The following is a 20,032-nucleotide window of genomic DNA, read 5'->3' on the forward strand; positions in this document are numbered from 1 at the left end:
CTCCTCACTCGGCGTTGACCCGCCCGAGCGAGGCGGACGCGCGATCGGCGCTGGCCTGCCCGCGGGCCGTCGGCATGCGCGTGCGCCGCTGCACGAAATACTGATCGGCCAGCACGCCGATCAGGATCACCGTGCCCATCACGGCGAAATTGAGCGAGCTCGGGATGCCCAGCAGATTGACCAGGTTCTGCAGCATCTGCAGCAGGATCGTGCCGAGCACGACGCCGATGACCGAGCCCTCGCCGCCGCGCAGCGAACAGCCCCCGAGCACCGCCGCCGCGATCGCATAGAGCTCGTAGAACGAGCCGTGCACCGCCGGCGAGATCGAGCGGGTGTACATCGCGAGCAGGACCGCTGCCAGCGCTGTCAGCCCGCCGCAGATCACATAGGCCGCGATCGTGACCCGATCGGACCGGATGCCGGAGTAGCGCGCCGCCTCCTCGTTCTTGCCGACCGCGTAGAAATAACGGCCGTACACCGAGCGGTGCAGCACCAGCCAGGCGATGCCGGCCACGATGACGAGCGCCACGACGCTATGCGGCAGTGGAAAGCCGAGGACATCGGTGCGGCCGGCGGCCAGCCATTCCAGCGCCGGGAAGCTTGCGCCATAGCCGAAGCCGGCGGTGGCATCCTCGGTGTAGTAGCGCGCCGCGCCGCGATAGATCAGCAGCCCGCACAAGGTCACCACGAAGGGCTGGATGCGCATCTTGGTGACCAGCGTGCCATGGACCAAGCCGATGGCGATGCCGCCGGCGAGGATGAGGAACAAGGCAGCGATCCAGTCGACGTCCCGGTTGACGATGAGGTCGATGAACAGCACGCCGAGCAACGCGATCACCGAGCCGACGGCGAGCTCGATGCCGCCGACGATGATGACGAAGGCCTCCGCGATCGAGAAAATGCCGAACATGCCGACCTGGTTGGCGGTATTGGAGAGGTTGCCGACCAGCAGGAAGCGCGGGTTGATGAAGGCCACGACGGCGCCGACCACCAGGATCAGGATCAGCAGGCTGAGATCTTTCTTCTGCACGGGCGCCCTCGCTCAGACGGTATGGCCGACGGCGAGCTGAAGCACGTTGTGCTCGCTGAACTCGTTGCGGGCCAGGAAGCCCGAAATCATGCCTTCATGCATTACGGCGATCCGGTCGCTCACCCCGATCACCTCCTCCATGTCGCTCGAGATCATCAGGATCGCGACTCCGGAATCCGCCAGCCGCCGCAGCATGTCGTAGATCTCCTGCTTGGCGCCGACATCGATGCCCCGGGTCGGCTCGTCGAAGATCAGGACCTTTGGCCGCATCGACAGCCATTTGGCGAGCACGACCTTCTGCTGGTTGCCGCCGGACAAGGTGCCGACCGAGACCTTGACGTCGGACGCCCGGATCTTGAGCCGTTCGCGCTGCCGATCGGCATTCTCGGTCTCACGCCTGATGTCGACAAGTCCAAAGCTGAGATAGGAGGCGAGATCCGGCAGCGAGATGTTCTCGGCGATCGACAGGTCGAGCAGCAGGCCGCAAGCCTTGCGGTCTTCCGGAATGAGATAGATGCCGCGATCGATCGCCGCGCGCGGCGTCGAGATGCGGATCGGCTCGCCCTCCAGGCTGATGCCCCCGGCCAGCAGCGGCTCGACGCCGAAGATGCCGCGCGCGAGCTCGGTGCGGCCGGAGCCGACGAGACCTGCAAGCCCGAGGATCTCGCCGCGCCGGAGCTGCAGGCTGACGGCCTGGTTGGGATAGGTCGCGGTCACGGCCTCCACCACGTCGAGCACGGCTTCGCCGGGCGGCGCGGCCGGCGGCACGTAGAGCGACCGCAGGTCCCGGCCGATCATCAGCCGGATCATCGCGGCAGGACTGAGCTCGTCTCGCGTCAGCGCGCCGACCATGCGGCCGTCGCGCAGCACGATGGCGCGATCGGCGCATTGCATGACTTCGTTCAGGCGATGCGTGATGAAGATGACGCTGACCCCGTCCGCCTTCAGGCCGGCGATGACCTGCATCAGCCGCTCGGTTTCCGACAGCGTCAGGCTGGAGGTCGGCTCGTCCATGATGACGCAGCGCGCGTCGAGCGACAAAGCCTTGATGATCTCGACCAGCTGGCGCTGCGCCAAGGACAGCTCGGCGAGCGGCGTATCCGGCTCGAAATCAGCGGCGAGGCGCGCGATCAGCGGACGCACCTTGGCCCGCAGCGTCTTGCGGTCGATCAGCCGCAGCGGGCCGCCATAGACCGGCTCGCGGCCGATGAAGACGTTGCCTGCGACATCGAGATTGTCGAACAGGTTCAGCTCCTGGTGGACGAAGGCGATGCCGGACGCGATCGCGTCCGCCACCGTGTAGCTGGTCCGCGCCACGCCATCGATCCGGATCGTGCCGCTGCTCGGCTCCACCACGCCGCCGAGCACGCGCATCAAGGTCGACTTGCCGGCGCCGTTCTCGCCGACCAGGGCGATCACCTCGCCGGGCGCGACCGACAGGCTGGCGTGGTCGAGCGCGACCACGCCAGGATAGGTCTTGCCGATGTCGATCAGCTCAAGGAAGGGCTCGCGCACGCCGGCCGTCGCGTCACTTCTTCAGCATCTGCTTCATCTGCGCCATGAAGTCGTCGACGTTGGACTTCTCGATCACCTTGCCGGGCACGATGATGATGCCGTTGGCCGGAACGCCGGACTTGTCGCCCTGCACGACCTTCGCCATCAGCTTCATGCCCTGATAGCCCCACTCGAACGGCTGCTGCACCACCGTGCCCTCGATCGCGCCGTCCTTCACGCCGCCGAGCGTGATCGGATCCTCGTCGAAGCCGATGACCTTGATCTTGCCGAGCTTGCCGGCCTCCTTCAGCACCTCGTAGATGCGCGGCGTGTTGTAGGAATAGAAGCCGACCAGACAACTGACGTCCGGCATCGCCGCCAGGATGTCCTCGACATTGCGCTTGGCCCGGGTCTGGTCGATCTCGTCGCCGCGTACGTCGACCAGTTCGACCTTCGATCCCTTGATGGTCGCCTTCACGCCTTCGATGCGCTCGCGGGCGTTGTCAGCCCCGAGCAGGCCGACGAAACCGACGCACTTGCCGCCATTCGGCAGCGCCTTCAGCATCAGCTTGCCGGCATCCTTGCCGAGCTCGGTATTGGAGGAGCCGATATAGGCGATGCGCTTCGATTGCGGAGCGTCGCTGTCGGTGGTGAAGAGCACCGTCTGTGCGGCAATCTTGTTGAGGTGCTCAGTCTGGTTCTTCGGATCGACGGCGCTCACCATGATTCCGGCAGCCCCGGCCGCGACGAGGTCATCCAGCATCCGCTGCTGCACGGCGGCTGCCGCCTGCTCGGGATATTTGAGCTGCAGGTTGTAGTTGGGCAGCTCGCCTTGCGCCTTCTTGACGCCAGCTTCGGCGATCTTCCAGAAGTCGGACGCGCCGTTGACGACGAAGGCGAGGACCTTCTTGTCCGCGGCTCCCGCGGAGCCGAGACCGAGCGCCATCGACAACAAGGCAGACGCACCGGCAATCCAAAGACGCTTCATTGAACCCCTCCCATGTGAAGCCGGCCTGCTTTGATGCGGCCGGCATTTTGTAGTCGAACGATATCTAGTCGCGAACTCGTCCGAACCGCTGGCTCCGCCCGGACGAACAGCACCTCGATCTGGACAGCGTCCGCGCGATCGTTCGCTCAGGGCGAGACGACCAGACCGGTCCCTCACCGCTCAGTTTGCGATCCAGCTCGACTGCGCGTGCGTGCCCCAACCCACCCATTCGAAGACGCGCAAAGTACCGACTTCAAATGAGGGGCGCACCTCAAGGTAGCATGGTCATGACGGGCACGCAACAGAGGCCCACGCAGAAAGCGCGTAACCACTGCGTTTTGCGATGCGGTACAGCAAAGTCAGCGATCAGACGCTCGAGAAATCAATGCGGCAATGCAACCGAGGCCCGCCACTGACGAGGCGCGCACCTCTTTGGGCGCAGACGCCATCATCGCGGCGATCCGGGCCCGGCGACGTCGAACGGCGGCAGTGCCCTGTTACTCGCCGTCGCGCAGCCGCCGATACACGGCGCCGAGAATGTTCGAATAATCGTCGGTCCAGACCCGCTCGCCGTCGGTCGGCTCGGTTTCGGTCCACTTGTCCGAGGAGGCCAGCGTGCCGACGTCGGCGTCCTCGCGCGCGCTGATGACGACGTCGGTGGAGAAGATGTACTCGTCGTCGCGCCCGGAGTCCTCGTTGTAGACCCAGCTCTTCAGGTCGTTGGCGTCGGCGATGCCGACGACGACGCTCTCCAGCTCCAGATGCCGATTGGAGACATGCATCACGACGGCGCCCTGCGGCGCCAGCTTCGCCTTGTAGATCGCCATCGCCTCCTCCGTCGCCAGATGGATCGGAATCGCATCCGAGGAATAGGCATCGACGATGATGAGATCGTAGGCGCCGTCCGGCTCCTTGGCGAAGGTCAGCCTGGCATCGCCGATGACAGGCTTGAAGTCCGGCGCGCAGTTCCTGATGTAGCTGAAATATTTCGGATCGCTGGCGGTATCGATCATGGTCTGGTCGATCTCGAAGAATTTCCAGATCTCGCCGGGCTCGGCTGCGCAAGTGAGCGTGCCGGCGCCAACGCCGATCACGGCGACCTTGAGCGGCGCGCCCTTGCGCTCCCGGATCGCGGTGATGGCGCGGCCGATGCCGCCGTCCTTGTGATAGTAGGTGATCGGCTCGGGCCGCCCCGTCACCTTGGAGCCGTCGGCGTTGAGATATTTCTGCGCGCCGTGGATGGTCGTGCCATGCATCAGCACGTGATAGTGCCCGTCGGAGGTCACCACGATCTTGTGCACGCCGAAGAAGCTGCGCACCGTCTCGACGCGGCCGTCATCGGCCGGATAGGCGCGGATCAGGACGAGCGCGAGCGCGGCCGTCGCGAACACCTTCCAGCGGCCACCGTTCAGCAGCAGAGCGAGCAGCACGGCGAGCACGCCCACGGCGCCCGCGACATAGACGCGGTGGTCCTCGAGATAGGTCGTGAGCTTGCCGGTCATTCCGGCGGGCACCAGCAGCGCGAGGGCAATGACCGCGAGCAGGAGCCAGTACCAGCGCGTGATCCGTGGCAAGCGCTCATTGGCCGCCGGCCGGCACAGCGCCGCGAGCGCCAGCAGGATCGGATATTCGGCAACCCATGAGAAGGTGAAGGGGGCGATCAGGCCGGCGAACAGGCCGCCGACCATGCCGCCGAACGACAGCGCGACATAGAAGCCGGTGAGATACTTGGCCGGCGGGCGCGTGCGCGCGAGCTCGCCATGGCAGGCCATGGCGATGATGAAGAAGCAGAGCTGATGGCCGCCGAGCGTGAGCGCGAGATTCTGCTCGCCGCCAAAAGCGAGCAGGACGACGACGCCGGCGATCGCAAGCGGCTGCAGCGCCAGCATCCATTTGTGCGGCAGCAGCGGCCGCGACTGGAACACCAGCACCCAGGTCAACAGATAGAGCGACAGCGGCAGCACCCATAGCAAGGGCGCGGCCGCGACATCGGTGGAGATATGCGCCGTCACCGCAATCAGCAGGCCGGAGGGCACCGCGGCCAGGAAGATCCAGCGCAGACGCAGCAGCCAGCGTGGCGCCGGGGCATTGCTGTCCCCGGTGTGCAGCAGGCTCGTGACGATCACCGGCGACCGCAGCAGCAGGACGCCGCAGCCGGCGATCAGCGCGATCAGGAGGCCATAGCCGCCGGTCCAGATCAGGTTCTGCACGCGCAGGCTGAAGATCGGCTCGATCAGCAGAGGATAGGACAACAGCGCCAGGAAGCTGCCGATGTTCGACGATGCATAGAGGAAATACGGGTCGGGTGCGGCCGGATGACCTGAGCGCACGAACCACGCCTGCAGCAGCGGATTGTTGGCAGCGAGCGCGAAGAACGGCAGGCCGATCGACACGGTGAACAGGCCGAGCAGCCAAAGCCCGTAACCGGAGCTGGGCGGGTCGCCCCAGCTGCTCGCGATCGACAGCGGCAACGTCAGGATGGCGAAACCGAGCAGCAGCAGATGAATCGCGATCGGGAGCACCCGGCTGGGCAGCTGGGTGAGAAAATGCGCATAGGCATAACCCGCGAGCAGCAAGGTCTGGAAGAACACCATTGCCACCGACCACACCGCCGGCGAGCCGCCGAGCCGCGGCAGCACCATCTTGGTGAACAGTGGCTGCACCGAGAACAGCAGCAGCGCGCTGACGAAAATTGCGGCGGTATAGACGACGAGCACCAGCCGGTTGCGTGCGGCAGAGGGCTGAGCGACGGCGGCGGGCGAGGCGATTGAGGTCATGACAACTCCGGCAGCGGCGCGGCCGGCATCAGATGCCAAGACCGGACCGCGATGAGCAGACGAGACATAGCGGATCGCAGGGCGGTATGGCGAGGAGCTGAGGCAGAATGGAGTTTCCCTTGACGTCGCAGCCGTCCGGCGCGACAGCACCAGCCGAGGTTCCCGGTGCGGGTCATTAAACAGGGCTTTTTGAAGCTGACATGAATGAAACCGAGGTCATCATCATCGGTGCCGGCCATAATGGCCTGACCTGTGCGGCCTACCTCGCGATGGCGGGCCTGCGCGTGCATGTGGTCGAGCGCCGCAAGGTGGTCGGCGGCGCCGCGGTCACCGAGGAGTTTCATCCGGGCTTCCGCAACTCCGTCGCGTCCTACACCGTGAGCCTGCTCAATTCGCGCGTCATCTCCGACCTGAAGCTGCACGAGCACGGGCTGGAGATCGTCGAGCGCCGGGCGCAGAACTTCCTGCCCTCGGCCGACGGCCGCTATCTGCTGACGGGCGAGGGTCGCACGCTGGCTTCAGTTGCGCGGCTGAGCGAGCGGGACGCCGACGCGATCGGCCCGTTCTCGGCACGTCTCGAGGCCATCGCGGACGTGCTGCGCAGCATCGTGCTGCGGGCGCCACCGAACCTGGTCGCCCAGTTCGGGCTGTCGGCGATCCGCGAGGCCTTCAACGCGCTCGGCACGGCCAACACCCTGCGCGCACTGTCGCTGGAGCAGCAGCGCGATCTGCTCGACCTGTTCACACGCTCGGCCGGCGAGATGCTCGACGAGATCTTCGAAACCGATCTGGTGAAGGCGCTGTTCGGCTTCGATGCCATCGTCGGCAACTATGCCAGCCCCTACGCCGCCGGCTCGGCCTATGTGATGCTGCATCACGCCTTCGGCGAGGTGAACGGCAAGAAGGGCGTCTGGGGCCATGCGATCGGCGGCATGGGGGCGATCACGCAGGCGATGGCCGGGTACCTGAAGGAGCTGGGCACGCTGATCGAGGTCGAGGCCGGCGTGCGCGAGGTGATCGTCGAGCGCGACCGCGCGGTCGGCGTCGTGCTCGAGGATGGCCGCACCATCCGCGCCCGCCATGTCGTCGCCAACGTGAACCCGAAGCTGCTCTATACGCGCCTGGTGCCGGCCGGCGCCGTGCCCGCGCCGTTCCTGAGCCGCATCAGGAACTGGCGCTGCGGTTCGGGCACGTTCCGCATGAACGTGGCGCTCGGCCGGCTGCCCTCGTTCAGCGCGCTGCCGGGCGACGGCGACCATCTGTCCGCCGGGATCATCCTCGGCCCGAGCCTCGGCTACATGGACCAGGCCTATCTCGACGCGCGGGCGCATGGCTGGAGCCGCGATCCCGTGGTCGAGCTGCTGATCCCCTCCACCCTCGACCCGACGCTGGCGCCCGCAGGGCAGCACGTCGCCAGCCTGTTCTGCCAGCATGTCGCGCCCGAGCTGCCGGACGGCCGTTCCTGGGACAATCATCGCGACGAGGTCGCTGACCTCATGATCGCGACCGTGGACCGTTATGCACCGGGCTTTGCGGCCAGCGTGCTCGGTCGGCAGGTGCTGTCACCGCTCGACCTCGAGCGCCAGTTCGGGCTGATCGGGGGCGACATCTTCCACGGCGCGCTGACCCTGAACCAGTTGTTCTCGGCCCGCCCCATGCTCGGTCACGCCGATTATCGCTCGCCGCTGAAAGGGCTCTACCATTGCGGCTCGGGCAGCCACCCCGGCGGCGGCGTCACCGGCGCCCCCGGCCACAATGCGGCCCAGGCGATCCTGGCCGACCATCGCGCCCTGTTCGGCTGAGGATAAGGGGTGGAAAGGCGGGTGGGCGTCCGTGTGGACAAGCTGTGGACGCGCAGTGGATGAACGATCCAATAAGCAGTGCACGGCCGTGTGGGTATGCTGTGGACCTGCTTTCGAGATTCCCCCACCCCAAAAGCAGAAAAACCGGGCGCTGAGGCCCGGTTCTTCGAGAACGCCGTGTCAGGCGGATTACTTCAGCGACGTGTTGATCGACTCGAACTTGCTGCTGAGCGAGCTGCCCAGGCCGTTGACTGCGGCAATAATGGCCAGCGAGATGCCGGCTGCGATCAGGCCGTATTCGATGGCGGTGGCGCCAGATTCATCACGCAAGAACTTCAGCAGAGTGGTCTTCATCTGAACCTCGTTTCCCAACCCAGGAACCGAGGATCATCCGGTTCCCATGACGAGAAAATTAGGCGGCCAGAACCTAAAGTTGAGATAAGGCGCTCTGTTCAAGTTGCAGAGATTCTTTGCAGGAATTGAATCACAACTTTTACGCCGCCCCGCCAGCGGCAAGATACAACCGTTGAATGTTCCAACCTGGCAGATTTCCGGTCCTATCGCTTGCGTTGGCAGACAAATCCCTTAACCACGCCGTCAAATCTCGCCAGGATCCACCTTGATGACCTCAACGACCACGCCCGCCACCCACAAGGCCAGCTTCACCGTTGCCGATGAAGCGACCGCGCGCCCGGCCGTCGACGTCCTGACCGAGGTGTTCTTCGAAGGTGATGCCGCGGTCGCTGCCTTCGAGCGGCCGGACGGCCGCTGGGACGTGACGGTTCATTTCGCCGATCCGCCGGATCAGACGCTGGTGCGGGAGCTCGTCGGCGGGGCGGCGGGCTCCGACGTAGCCCAGACCCTGGCATTCGAAGTCGTCGAGGCCAAGGACTGGGTCAAGGCCAGCCTGGACGACCTCGTCCCGGTGCCGGCTGGCCGCTTCATGGTCCATGGCAGCCATGACCGGCAGCGGGTGCCCGGCAACAAACTCGGGATCGAGATCGAGGCGGCGCTCGCCTTCGGCACCGGTCACCACGGCACCACGCGCGGCTGCCTGCTGCTGCTCGATCACGTGCTCAAGACCCGCGCGCCGCGACGGGTGCTCGACCTCGGCACCGGCACCGGCGTGCTCGCGATTGCCGCCGCCAAGGCGACGCACCGGTCCGTGCTGGCGAGCGACATCGATGCGCCCTCGGTCATGGTGGCGCGGGAGAACGCCCGGCTCAACGGCGCAGGCCCCCTGGTCCGGGTCATCCGAGCTACCGGCTTCGCCGCCGCTGACTTCGCCCGGTGCGGCCCGTTCGATCTGGTGCTGGCGAATATCCTGGCCAACCCGCTGCGCCAGCTGGCTGCGCCGATGCAGCGCCACCTCGCGCCCGGAGCCTTCGTGATCCTCTCGGGCCTGTTGACCCCGCAGGCACGCGCCGTCTGCGCCGCCTATCGTGCCCGCGGCCTGGTTCCGGTCCGGCATTTGAGAATCGAGGGGTGGAGCAGCCTGTTGCTGCAAAAGCAGCAGTGAGGCGGATCAGCTCATGGCATGGATCGAACCTGCACGCTGGGTGCGGCAAGCTCGCGATTACGTCTTCGGCTGGCTCTGCTGGGAGGTGGAGTCGGACTGACTACGAGAGGCACGTCGAACGCGCGGCGCGACGAGACGATTGACGAGGTCCGCCAGCGCGCTGCGCGGCTTCTCGACCGGTGCGGGCGCCGGTCCACTTGGCGCGGGCGCCGATAGTTTTTCGAAGGTAAAAGCAGGCATCGTGCATCCCCTCGCCGTTGAGTTGAGGCACTCCCCGGATCATGCGACCGTGGGTGATCTTTACGATCGTGGTCGTCACGTCCATACGTTTCCTCGCCGCATCTCTTTCGGATGACCGGCATGCGACAGCAAATCTTTTTGCACAGGCGAATGCAAGGAGATTCTTCGTGCACTGCACTGTCTGCTGGAGGAGTATTCGTCGCCGACGCGGCAAGATCCACTTCTAAAGTATGAGACCGATGTTCGAAGCTCTGTTCCAGACGTTCGAAGAACCCGAGACCGGCGTGGCGCTGACCGCGCGGCTGGCTGCTCTCCGCGAGGAGCTGGCACGGCGCAAGCTGACCGGCTTCATCGTGCCGCGGGCCGACCAGCAGCAGAACGAGTATGTGCCACCGTCGGAGGAAAGGCTGGCGTGGCTCACCGGCTTCACCGGCTCGGCCGGCCTTGCGATCGTGCTGCCGCAGGCCGCCGCGATCTTCGTCGACGGCCGCTATACGCTGCAGGCCGGCAAGCAGGTCGACGGCAAGGCCTGGACCGTGGAATCGCTGATCGAGCCGCCGCCCGAGAGTTGGCTGACGCGACACCTGCAGAGCGGTGACCGCGTCGGCTTCGATCCGTGGCTGCATACGACGGCCGCGGCCGAACGACTGGCCGCCGCCTGTGCCAAGGCCGGCGCGGAGCTGGTGCCGGTCGAGAGCAACCCGGTCGACAGCATCTGGACCGAACGCCCGCTGCCGCCGCTCGGCGCCGTATCCATCCACGGCGCCGAATTATCCGGCGAGAGCGAGGCGGACAAGCTCGGCCGGATCCGCCAGGAGATCGAGCGGCTCGGCGTCGAGGCGCTGGTGCTGTCCGATTCCCACAACGTCGCCTGGACCTTCAACATCCGCGGCGCCGACGTCTCGCACACGCCGCTGCCGCTGTCCTATGCGCTGGTGCCGAAGACCGGACGTCCGACCATCTTCATCGATTCCCGCAAGCTCTCGAACCTGACACGCGATCATCTCGAGCAGAGCGCCGAGGTGGCGGAGCCGGACGTGCTGACACCGCGCCTGACCGAGCTCGCGCAATCCGGCGCAGCCATCGCGCTCGACAGCGCCACGGCAGCCGATGCCCTGACGCGCCTGATCCAGGGCGCCGGCGGCAAGGCGGTGCGCGGCGCCGATCCGGTCAGCCTGCTCAAGGCCGCCAAGAACGCGGTGGAGATCGACGGCACGCGGCGCGCCCATCAGCGTGATGCGGTCGCGCTGGCGCGCTTTCTGGCCTTCATCGATCGCGAGGCGCCGAAGGGCACGTTGACGGAGATCGATGCGGTCGAGGCGCTGGAGAGCTTTCGCCGCGACACCGGCGCGCTCAAGGACGTGTCGTTCCCGACCATCTCGGGCACCGGTCCGAACGGCGCGATCGTGCATTATCGCGTCACCCGCAAGAGCAACCGCCGCATCATGCCGGGCGATCTGCTGCTGATCGATTCCGGCGCGCAATATCAGGACGGCACCACCGACGTCACCCGCACGATCGCCGTGGGCGCGCCGACTGAGGAGATGCGCGACCGCTTCACCCGCGTGCTGCGCGGCCACCTCGCAATCGCACGTGCGATCTTCCCCGATGGCACCACCGGTGCGCAGCTCGACACCCTGGCGCGGCAGTTCCTGTGGCAGGCCGGCATCGATTTCGAGCACGGCACCGGTCACGGCGTCGGCAGTTATCTGTCGGTGCACGAGGGACCCGCGCGCATCTCGAAGCTCGGCACGACACCGCTGAAGCGCGGCATGATCCTGTCCAACGAGCCCGGCTACTACAAGACCGACGCGTTCGGCATCCGCATCGAGAACCTCGAGCTCGTGGTGGCGAAGGACGTCGCGGACGCGGAGAAGCCGATGAACGGCTTCGAGGCGCTGACCCTGGCGCCGATCGACCGCCGCCTGATCGACGTCGCCATGCTGACCGCCGAGGAACGGGCGTGGCTCGACGCCTATCATGGCCGGGTCAGGGAAACCGTCCGTGCAGCGCTCGACGAGAACGACCAGCGCTGGCTCGATCAGGCGACTGCGCCACTGTAGCGATCCGCGCGCCCTGCTACCAACTGTCCCGCTGCCCGCATGGGCGCATGCCGAAACAGGCATTTCCGCGAAGCGGAGGGCCGCTACAGTCAGGGCGTTCACCTGATTTGAGCGGCACCATGCATGGAATGATCAGCAGACCGCCCGGGGCGGCGCCACCGCGCGCCGTCCCCTCGCGCACCGTGCTGGTCCTCCTGGTCGTCATGACCGGGCTGGCGCCGATCTCGCTTTACCTGCTGGTGCCGGCCCTGCCGCTGCTCGCGACCACGTTCGGGCGCGACGCCTCCGTCGTGCAGATGACGGTGTCGTTCTACATGGCCGGCATCGCGATCTCGCAGCTGCTGCTCGGGCCGCTCTCCGACCGCTTCGGCCGCCGCCCCGTGATGCTTGCAGGGCTCGCGCTGTCGATCGTCGCGAGCGTCAGTTGCATCTTCGCCGACACCCTGCCCCAGCTGATCGCGGCGCGCTTCTTCCAGGCGCTCGGCGGCGCCAGCGGCATGGTGATCAGCCGCGCCATCATCCGCGATCTCTATCCGCGCGAGCGCATCGGCGCGATGATCAGCCTCGTCGTCGCGGTCATGATGATCGCGCAGATGCTGTCGCCGCTGACCGGCGGCCTGATCGAGATCGCGTTCGGCTGGCACGCCATCTTCTACGTCGTCGCCGCGCTGTCGATCGTGATCGCGATCGCCGTGACCTTGACCCTGCCGGAAACACGCCCTGCCCGCATCGAAGGCGCGAGCTTCCGCCACGACGTCGCCATGCTCGTCAGGAGCCGCGCCTTCCTCGGCTACATGCTGTGCCAGGTGCTGGCCTCGCAGATCATCTTCGCCTTCGCCGGCGGCGGGCCGTACATCGTCGAGGTGCAGATGGGCCGCTCATCGGCGGAGTATGGCGCGTGGTTTGCGACCACCGGCTTCGCCTATTTCGTCGGCAACCTGTTCTGCGTGCGCTACGCGCCGCGCCATTCGCTCGATCGGCTGATCTGGTTCGGATTGGGACTGCAGCTCACCAGTGCCGCGCTGAACTTCACGTGGAGCCTGTTCGGTTTCAACCAGGTGCCATCAGTGCTGTTCGGCACGCAGATGCTGCTGATGTTCGCCAATGCCGCCGTGATGGCGAATTCCGCAGCCGGTGCCATCAGCGTCCGGCCGGGCGCGGCCGGCACCGCTTCCGGCGCGATGGGATTCCTGCAAATGGGCGTGGGCGCGCTGACGTCGCAGCTCGGCGCCTGGCTCGGCGGCCATTTCAGCAGCACGCTGCCGCTGACATCAGCGATGCTCACCCTGTCCCTCGCCTGCGCCTGCAGCATGATCTTCCTGGTTCCGCGCACGCAGATGAAGGTGACGAAGGAGCTGATCGAGACGGCGGAAGAGGACGAAGCCGGGGTAATGTGAGGGAGGTGCGTGAGCGACTGCACGACCGCGCGTCACTCTCGGCGTCATACCCGCGCAGGCGGGTATCCAGTAGGCCGAGGCGTCTCGGCCCTATGACAAATGCCTCTGGAATACTGGATCATCCGCTTTCGCGGATGATGACAACTGTTGGTGTCGCATCCAGCGTCTGTCGCAACCAACATTGCGGAGCTGCTACTCCCCGATCAGCTGCAGCCACTCGTCCTCGGTGAGCACCTGCACGCCGTGCTTTTGCGCGTCCTTCAACTTTGAGCCTGCCCCCGGACCGGCGACGACGTAGTCCGTCTTCTTCGACACCGATCCCGACACTTTCGCACCGAGCCGCTCGGCAGTCGCCTTGGCCTCATCGCGCGTCATCTTTTCCAGCGTGCCTGTGAACACGACAGTCTTGGCGGCGATCGGCGAATTGCGCTTCGGCCTCTCTGCGTCGAGGATCTTGACCTCCTTAGTCAGCCGCTCGACGATGCCGCGGTTGTGGTCCTCGCCGAAATAGGCGGCGACGCTCTTGATCACGGTGTCGCCGATCTGGTCGAGCGCATCCATCTCCGCGATCGCCTCCTCGTCGCCATTGGCGACCTTGAGACAGGCCTCATGGAACGCCTCCCATGAGCCATAGCCCCGCGCCAGCGCCAGCGCCGTGGTCTCGCCGACATGGCGCATGCCGAGCGCAAAGATGAAGCGCTCCAGCGCGATCTCGCGCCGCGCGTCGATGGCATTGAAGAGATTGCGCACCGAGGTCTCGCCATAGCCCTCGATCTCCTCGAGCTTCAGCTTGCTGTTGCGTGCGGCCAGCGTGAAGATGTCGGCGGGCTCCTTGACCCAGCCCTGGTCGAAGAAGAATTGGATCTGCTTCTCGCCGAGACCATCGATGTCGAAAGCGCGGCGCGAGGCGAACAGCTTGAGGTGCTCGATCTTCTGGAATGGACAGGCGAACTCGCCGGTGCAGCGGGCGCGCGAGCCCTCCTCGCCGGTCGCAATCTCCTCACGCACGACGTCGGTATGCAGCGGACAAGGGCACGTCTTCGGGAAGTGGAATTCCTTGGCGTGCTCCGGCCGTTTGTCGATGAGGACGTCGACCACTTGGGGGATGACGTCGCCGGCGCGCTGGATCACGACGGTGTCGCCGATCCGGATGTCACGGCCCTCGCGCAGCACCTCGCCCTTGTTGCCGATCCCCTTGATGTAGTCCTCATTGTGCAGCGTCACGTTCTGCACGATGACGCCGCCGACACCGACCGGCTCAAGCTTGCCGACCGGCGTGAACGAGCCGGTGCGGCCGACCTGGATCTCGATGTCCTTGAGCACGGTCATGGCGCGCTCGGCCGGAAACTTGTGCGCGATGCCCCAGCGCGGCGTGCGCGACACGAATCCGAGCCGCTCCTGCCAGTCGATGCGGTCGACCTTGTAGACGACGCCGTCGATATCGTAGTCGAGCTCGGCGCGCTGCTCCTCGATGTGATGATGGAACGCGATCAGCTCCTCCACCGAGTGGCAGAGCCTCGTGAGCGGATTGGTCGTGAAGCCGCAACGCTCGAACCATTTGATCATGCCGCTCTGCGTCTCCGCCGGCATCGCGCTCATTTCGCCCCAGGCATAGGCGAAGAAGCCGAGGGGACGCGAGGCGGTGATGGCCGGATCCTTCTGCCGCAGCGAACCTGCGGCGGAGTTGCGCGGGTTGGCGAAGATGGTGTCGCCCGCTTCCTTCTGGCGCTCGTTGAGCGCGAGGAAGGCCTGCTTGGTCATGTAGACCTCGCCGCGCACTTCGCAGATGTCGGGCAGGTTGCGGCCGTGCAGCTTGTGCGGCACGTCCTTCAGGGTGCGGATGTTGGCGGTGACATCCTCGCCCTCGGCGCCGTCACCGCGGGTCGCGGCGGTGACCAGCTCGCCGCCTTCATAGCGTAGCGACATCGACAGCCCGTCGATCTTCGGCTCGGCCGAGAAATCGATGCGATCGTCGGCAAGCTTGAGGAAGCGCGCGATGCGGCCGACGAAGTCGCGCACGTCCTCCTCGGCGAAGGCGTTGTCGAGCGACAGCATCGGCACCGCGTGCCGCACTTTCTTGAACCGGCCGGAGGGAGCCGCGCCGACCTTCTGTGACGGAGACTCGCTGCTGACGAGCTCAGGGAAACGCTTCTCGATCGCATTGAAACGGCGACGCAGCTCGTCATAGGCGGCGTCCGAGATCTTCGGCGCGTCATCCTGATAATAGAGCCTGTCGTGGGTCTCGAGCTCCAGCGCCAGCCGCTTCCATTCCACCTTGGCCTGGGCCTTGGTGAGATCGGCAACGTCGACGGGCTGCTTCGGTTTTGCTGTCTTGGGCATGCTGCGTACTGTCTGCTCGTCATGGCGGGACGGCCCGAAGGCCGCCCCGAAACGACGGTTTACACAATGCGCACGCCGGAGCCAAAAGCGTTCGGCCCGATCCCTCGGCTTATGCCGCCGCAGCCTCCAGCAGCCGGTCGGCGGCGGCGCGGGCTTCGGCGGTGACCTCGGCGCCGGCCAGCATGCGGGCGATCTCCTCGCGGCGGTGCAGGGTGGCGAGCGTATTGACCCGGGTGACGACGCGCTTGCCGCGGTCGAGCGCATCCTTGGAGATCAACAAATGCTGGTCCGCCCGCGCCGCGACCTGCGGCGCATGGGTCACGGCCATCACCTGAACCCCGTGCGCGAGCCGCGCCAGCCGGGCGCCGATGGCATCGGCGACCGCGCCGCCAACGCCGGTGTCGATCTCGTCGAACACCAAGGTCGGCGCCGAGCCGCGGTCGGACAGCACGACCTTGAGCGCCAGCAGGAACCGCGACAGCTCGCCGCCCGAGGCGACCTTCATCATCGGGCCCGGCCGCGTGCCCGGATTGGTCTGCACCCAGAACTCGACGCGATCGATGCCCTCCGGCCCCGGCGCTTCGGCGTCGCTGTCGACCTGGGTCATGAACTTGGCGCGTTCGAGCTTGAGCGGGGCGAGTTCGGCATGGACGGCCCGGTTCAGCTTCTCCGCCGACTTGGTCCGCGCCGCCGACAGCTTGGCCGCCGCCGCGGCATAGCGCGCATCAGCCGCCGCCGCCGCCGCTTCCAGCTTCTTCAACTGCTCGGCGCCGGCATCGATCAGGATCACATCGGCGGCATATTTGGCAGCCAAAGCAGCCAGACCGTCCACCGGCGTCGAATATTTGCGCGCGGCCGCGCGCAGCGCGAACAGCCGCTCCTCGATGCGCTCCAGCTCCAGCGGATCGAAATCGGTGGCCGCGAGCGCCACCGTCAGATGCTGATCGGCCTCCTCCAGGGCGTTGATCGCCGAATCGATCGCCCTCACCGCTGGATCGACCAGCGCGGGCGAGCTGACCGCGCGTCGCTCCAGCCGGCGGACCGCCGCAGCCAGCGCGGCAATCGGCGACTGGTTGCCGCTGACGGCATCCTGCGCGTCACGCAGATCGCCTGCGATCTTCTCGCCCTGCATCATGGCGGTGCGGCGGGCGGCGAGCTGCGTCTCCTCGCCCTCCTTTGGCGCCAGCTTCTTCAGCTCGTCCGAGGCATGCCGCAGATAATCGGCCTCGCGGGCCGCGCGCTCCATGCTCGCACGATGCTCATCGAGCGCCGTGACCGCGGTCCGGCGGGCCGCCCAGAGCGCCTCGACCGCGGCGACATCCTTCTCCAGGCCCGCAAAGGCATCCAGCAGCCGGCGGTGGGTGGCGGCATCGACCAGCGCACGTTCGTCATGCTGGCCGTGGATCTCGACCAGGGTGGCGCCGATCGCTTTCAGCGTCTGCACGCTGACCGACTGGTCGTTGATGAAGGCGCGGGTGCGGCCGTCGCCGTATTGAACGCGGCGCAGGATCATCTCGCCATCGGCATCCAGGCCGTTGGCGGCGAGGATCCTGGCGGCGGGATGATCCTTGCCGATCTCGAACACGGCCGTGACCTGCCCCTGGTCGGCGCCGTGGCGCACCAGGCTGGCGTCGCCGCGGCCGCCGAGAGCGAGAGCAAAGGCGTCGAGCAGGATCGACTTGCCGGCACCGGTCTCGCCGGTCAGCACCGCAAGTCCATGGGAAAATTCGAGATCGAGTCGTTCGATCAGGACGATGTCACGGATCGACAGTCGCGCCAGCATGGAACCGAAGTCCTTCGTAACGGGGCGGAACGCCCCTGAGCGAACGACTCGATGCTAGCAGCAAATTGAGAACAAAACAAGAATACAGAACAAAGCCAGACCGACCAGCCGATCTGGCCGACCGCTCAGCCCAGGCCTAGCTTCTTGAAGGCCCGAGAGATGTAGGAGCCCTTGTTCTCCTCGGGCTCGACGCCGCCCGACTTCACGAGATTGTAGGCGTCCTTATACCACTTGCTGTCGGGGAAATTGTGCCCAAGCACAGCCGCCGCCGTCTGGGCTTCGCCGACGATGCCGATCGTCATGTAGGCCTCGGTCAGGCGATACAGCGCTTCCTCGACGTGCCGCGTGGTCTGATACTGCGTCACCACCGCCTTGAAGCGGTTGATGGCAGCCGTGTAGTCGCGCTTCTGCATGTAATAGCGGCCGACATCCATCTCCTTGCCGGCGAGCTGGTCGCGGGCGCCCTCCATCTTGGCCTTGGCATTGGTAGCGTATTCGGAGGTCGGATATTTGCGTACCACCTCTTCGAGTGAGGCAATGGCCTTCTCGGTGCGGCCCTGATCGCGGCTGATGTCCGGGATCTGGTCGTAATGCGACGCGGCGATCAGGTATTGCGCATAGGCCGCGTCCGGGCTGCCCGGATGCAACGTCACGTAACGGGTGGCAGCGCCGATGCAGCCGTCGTAGTCGCCGGCCTGATAGGACGCGTAGGCCGACATCAGCAGCGATTTGCGGGCCCAGTCGGAATAAGGATGCTGGCGATCGACCTCCTCGAACTTCTTGGTCGCGCCTTTGACGTCCTTCTTCTCGTTCATCAGGAACAAGCCCTCATTGTAGAGCTTGTCCGCGGGCTCATCGACGAAGGTGTCGTCCTTGGCCAGGAATTTGTCCCAGAGTCCGCCGGTGCCGCAGCCGCTCAACGGCAGCGCCAGCAGGATCAGCGACGCGGCGAGGCGGAGCCGGCCGATGCTTGCTGCGGGATGACGGAGGTCGCGCGTGAGACGCTGTATCGACATGCTTCTTTGGAACCCGATGCCTGTGATCTGATCTACGCCGCGCACCATGAAGGTCGCTTCATGACCGCGAAGGAAGAGCCCCGCCAGTGGCACGCATCACGCGGCCCCGGCCTCTCTAGCCGAAAACACTTCATCAACCAACCGCATAGGAAGCCAATCCGCCCGGATTAAGGCAAGATCGAGGCTGCCGCCGTGCATCATGGTTATCGCTGAAGAAGCCGCGGGAAAACCTGGAAATGCCGACAGCCCGTCCATGAGGAAGGATGCGGTCGGCAACAATCAATGACAAAAAATTCAGCGTACAAGATCTGCAGCCGAGCAAATACCGACAGCAGAATCGTGTTGCCCCATCGCGCCCCACGAGGGACGCTATCCGTTCGCTCGAGCCTCGCAGCAGGCGCTCAGGACACGTCCGGACCGTAGGCCGGGGCGACCATGCCACCGACCATGCCACCGACGGCATCCGCGGCCACGCGGGGACGCCGCACGGTCTCGCCTTCGACGATCCGCCAGGCGGTGCGATCGGCCATCAGAGCGGTCAGGACCGCGTGGTTGAGCTTGTGACCGCCACGGACCGAACGATAGGTTCCGAGCATCGGCAGGCCGGCCAGCGCCAGATCACCGATCGCGTCCAGCACCTTGTGGCGGACGCATTCGTCCGCGTAGCGCAGACCTTCGGGATTGAGCAGACGGTCCTCGTCGAACACCAGCGTGTTGTCGAAGGAGGAGCCGAGCGCGAAACCGGCGCTCCACAGCCGCGACACGTCGCTCATGCAGCCGAAGGTACGGGCGCGGGCGATCTCGCGGCGGAAGCGCTCGGGATTGAGTTCGAAATGATAGGCTTGGCGGCCGATCACGGGATTGGTGAAATCGATCTCGGCTTCGACCCGGAAGCCGGAGTTGTTGGGACGCAGCTCGCCCGTCGAGGCACCCATGGTCACCTGGACCGGCTTGAGCACCTGAATGTAACGCCGTGGAGCCGACTGATTGACGATCCCGGCCTGGTCAATGGCAGCGACGAACGGCGCAGCGCTACCGTCCATGATCGGTACCTCGGGGCCGTCGACCTCGATCAGGGCGTTGTCGACGCCCATGCCGCGCAACGCGGCGAGAACATGCTCGGCGGTCGAGACCAACGGGCCGTTGCGGTCACCGAGCACCGTCGCGAGCTCGGTCGCGATCACCGAACCGAAGGAGGCCTGGACCTCGCGGTCGGCCCCATCGAGGCCGGTGCGGAGGAACACGATCCCCGCATCGATCGGCGCCGGGCCAATCGTCAGGCTGACAGGCGCACCAGAGTGGACGCCTACACCGGTGACGGTGGCTTGCGAACGAAGCGTTGTTTGCCGGCTGAATTTCATCGACGATCGCCCAAGACCCCGCCTGACCCTTCATCGGTCGCCCCTCGCGAACCGACTCACTTTCAGGCATCCCCAAGTCACGGCAGAACTTAACGAGAGCCCCAAAGAGCGCCAACTCACGCTTCTTTACGGATTGTTACCCCATCTCTGCCGTATTCGCGCCAACCCTTAACCAAACTGGAACGTGGCCTTAACCCTCCTGGTTCCCGATCTAAACACCGA

The 20,032-nt window shown here is 65.9% G+C and carries 13 protein-coding genes; 4 read left to right on the plus strand and 9 right to left on the minus strand.

Annotated features, from left to right (window positions below; translation table 11 throughout):
* Positions 1 to 4 precede the first annotated feature (4 nt).
* The 4 genes from QX132_RS13500 to QX132_RS13515 all read right to left on the minus strand — a co-directional run bounded on the left by QX132_RS13500 (position 5) and on the right by QX132_RS13515 (position 6,289).
* The gene (locus QX132_RS13500; RefSeq protein ID WP_315736806.1) at positions 5 to 1,030 is read right to left on the minus strand and encodes an ABC transporter permease; all 1,026 of its coding nucleotides are present in this window, start codon (positions 1,028 to 1,030) and stop codon (positions 5 to 7) included.
* A gap of 12 nt (positions 1,031 to 1,042) precedes the next feature.
* Positions 1,043 to 2,545 (minus strand): sugar ABC transporter ATP-binding protein, encoded by a 1,503-nt coding sequence (locus QX132_RS13505; protein ID WP_315736805.1) that lies wholly within the window; start codon positions 2,543 to 2,545, stop codon positions 1,043 to 1,045.
* Between the two features lie 13 nt (positions 2,546 to 2,558).
* The gene (locus QX132_RS13510; RefSeq protein WP_316178606.1) at positions 2,559 to 3,512 is read right to left on the minus strand and encodes a sugar-binding protein; all 954 of its coding nucleotides are present in this window, start codon (positions 3,510 to 3,512) and stop codon (positions 2,559 to 2,561) included.
* Positions 3,513 to 4,009: 497 nt separating this feature from the next.
* A complete protein-coding gene (locus QX132_RS13515) occupies positions 4,010 to 6,289 on the minus strand; it encodes a fused MFS/spermidine synthase (RefSeq protein ID WP_315736804.1) in 2,280 nt (759 codons plus the stop codon).
* Positions 6,290 to 6,489: 200 nt separating this feature from the next.
* Between QX132_RS13515 and QX132_RS13520 the strand changes: the two genes are divergently transcribed.
* Entirely contained in the window at positions 6,490 to 8,091 is a 1,602-nt protein-coding gene (locus tag QX132_RS13520) for an NAD(P)/FAD-dependent oxidoreductase (protein ID WP_315736802.1), read from the plus strand.
* Positions 8,092 to 8,280: 189 nt separating this feature from the next.
* On the opposite strand, the gene QX132_RS13525 is transcribed toward QX132_RS13520, so the two are convergent.
* Positions 8,281 to 8,445, minus strand: a complete 165-nt coding sequence (locus QX132_RS13525; RefSeq protein WP_315736801.1) for a Flp family type IVb pilin — start codon at positions 8,443 to 8,445, stop codon at positions 8,281 to 8,283.
* Positions 8,446 to 8,713: 268 nt separating this feature from the next.
* On the opposite strand from QX132_RS13525, the gene QX132_RS13530 reads away from it, so the two are divergent.
* The 3 genes from QX132_RS13530 (at position 8,714) to QX132_RS13540 (ending at position 13,310) form a co-directional block, all read left to right on the plus strand.
* Positions 8,714 to 9,610 (plus strand): 50S ribosomal protein L11 methyltransferase, encoded by an 897-nt coding sequence (locus QX132_RS13530; RefSeq protein ID WP_315736799.1) that lies wholly within the window; start codon positions 8,714 to 8,716, stop codon positions 9,608 to 9,610.
* Positions 9,611 to 10,089: 479 nt separating this feature from the next.
* Positions 10,090 to 11,913: an aminopeptidase P family protein gene (locus QX132_RS13535; RefSeq protein ID WP_316161480.1), complete on the plus strand. Its 1,824-nt coding sequence runs from the start codon at positions 10,090 to 10,092 to the stop codon at positions 11,911 to 11,913.
* Between the two features lie 119 nt (positions 11,914 to 12,032).
* The gene (locus QX132_RS13540) at positions 12,033 to 13,310 is read left to right on the plus strand and encodes a multidrug effflux MFS transporter (protein ID WP_316161481.1); all 1,278 of its coding nucleotides are present in this window, start codon (positions 12,033 to 12,035) and stop codon (positions 13,308 to 13,310) included.
* Positions 13,311 to 13,502: 192 nt separating this feature from the next.
* Here QX132_RS13540 and ligA read toward each other — a convergent pair whose 3' ends face one another.
* From ligA to lpxC, 4 genes are all read right to left on the minus strand, one after another.
* On the minus strand, positions 13,503 to 15,650 hold the full coding sequence (gene ligA, locus QX132_RS13545; protein ID WP_315736794.1) for an NAD-dependent DNA ligase LigA: 2,148 nt from the start codon (positions 15,648 to 15,650) through the stop codon (positions 13,503 to 13,505).
* 109 nt (positions 15,651 to 15,759) lie between these two features.
* Positions 15,760 to 17,433, minus strand: coding sequence for a DNA repair protein RecN (gene recN / locus QX132_RS13550; protein WP_315736793.1), 1,674 nt, complete (start codon positions 17,431 to 17,433; stop codon positions 15,760 to 15,762).
* 125 nt (positions 17,434 to 17,558) lie between these two features.
* Positions 17,559 to 18,449, minus strand: coding sequence for an outer membrane protein assembly factor BamD (locus QX132_RS13555; RefSeq protein WP_315755090.1), 891 nt, complete (start codon positions 18,447 to 18,449; stop codon positions 17,559 to 17,561).
* Between the two features lie 401 nt (positions 18,450 to 18,850).
* Positions 18,851 to 19,810 carry a UDP-3-O-acyl-N-acetylglucosamine deacetylase gene (lpxC, locus tag QX132_RS13560; protein WP_315771405.1) on the minus strand — a complete coding sequence of 320 codons (960 nt, stop codon included), beginning with the start codon at positions 19,808 to 19,810 and terminating at the stop codon, positions 18,851 to 18,853.
* Positions 19,811 to 20,032: the final 222 nt, after the last annotated feature.

Source organism: Bradyrhizobium sp. SZCCHNRI20481 (assembly GCF_032485055.1).
Lineage (GTDB): Bacteria > Pseudomonadota > Alphaproteobacteria > Rhizobiales > Xanthobacteraceae > Bradyrhizobium.

Excerpts from the sequence above, each read along its gene's own strand:
- QX132_RS13510 (WP_316178606.1), bottom strand. The coding sequence starts at position 3,512 with ATGAAGCGTCTTTGGATTGCCGGTGCGTCTGCCTTGTTGTCGATGGCG.
- QX132_RS13515 (WP_315736804.1), bottom strand. The coding sequence starts at position 6,289 with ATGACCTCAATCGCCTCGCCCGCCGCCGTCGCTCAGCCCTCTGCCGCA.
- QX132_RS13520 (WP_315736802.1), top strand. The coding sequence starts at position 6,490 with ATGAATGAAACCGAGGTCATCATCATCGGTGCCGGCCATAATGGCCTG.
- QX132_RS13525 (WP_315736801.1), bottom strand. The coding sequence starts at position 8,445 with ATGAAGACCACTCTGCTGAAGTTCTTGCGTGATGAATCTGGCGCCACC.
- QX132_RS13530 (WP_315736799.1), top strand. The coding sequence starts at position 8,714 with ATGACCTCAACGACCACGCCCGCCACCCACAAGGCCAGCTTCACCGTT.
- QX132_RS13535 (WP_316161480.1), top strand. The coding sequence starts at position 10,090 with ATGTTCGAAGCTCTGTTCCAGACGTTCGAAGAACCCGAGACCGGCGTG.
- QX132_RS13540 (WP_316161481.1), top strand. The coding sequence starts at position 12,033 with ATGCATGGAATGATCAGCAGACCGCCCGGGGCGGCGCCACCGCGCGCC.
- ligA (WP_315736794.1), bottom strand. The coding sequence starts at position 15,650 with ATGCCCAAGACAGCAAAACCGAAGCAGCCCGTCGACGTTGCCGATCTC.
- recN (WP_315736793.1), bottom strand. The coding sequence starts at position 17,433 with ATGCTGGCGCGACTGTCGATCCGTGACATCGTCCTGATCGAACGACTC.
- QX132_RS13555 (WP_315755090.1), bottom strand. The coding sequence starts at position 18,449 with ATGTCGATACAGCGTCTCACGCGCGACCTCCGTCATCCCGCAGCAAGC.
- lpxC (WP_315771405.1), bottom strand. The coding sequence starts at position 19,810 with ATGAAATTCAGCCGGCAAACAACGCTTCGTTCGCAAGCCACCGTCACC.